This is a genomic window from Mediterraneibacter sp. 210702-DFI.5.30, from assembly GCF_020560115.1.
GTDB classification, from domain to species: Bacteria; Bacillota; Clostridia; order Lachnospirales; family Lachnospiraceae; genus Mediterraneibacter; species Mediterraneibacter faecis.
In genome coordinates this window covers 1-382 of the sequence record NZ_JAJCME010000037.1, presented here as the reverse complement: position 1 = coordinate 382, position 382 = coordinate 1, and the positions used below count along the sequence as shown (strand labels likewise).

Below are 382 nucleotides of genomic sequence, written 5' to 3'. Positions count from 1 at the left end.
ATCGACTGCATCGATGTCAGATTTTTTTAATTTTTAATGACGTAGCGTTCAAAGCGGGCAAAATCTTGTGGTGACATCTCGACTTTGAGCCGCGTACCGTTGTTGAGATATTCAGTCTCTAAGATATTGCAGTTTTCATTGATGTAGGAAACCGTTCGTCCATCGGCAAATGGAATCAGCAGCTCAGTCTGTACGTAGTCTTTGAAAAGATGACGACGCAAGGCCTGGACCAAGAGCTGAATGGATTCATCATCCTTGGCTGAGATAATAATCCGGTTATCGCCTTCCATGACTGGATATTCAAACTCGGTCTGGTCAGCTTTATTAAAGACGTACAGCATTGGGATGTTTTCAATGCCAATCTGTTTGAGCGTCTTTTCGG

General features: G+C 43.2%; 1 pseudogene. It reads right to left on the bottom strand.

Annotated features, from left to right (window positions below):
* Positions 1-26: 26 nt before the first annotated feature.
* A pseudogene (locus LI126_RS14585) lies at positions 27-382 on the bottom strand (hypothetical protein); the annotation flags it as partial.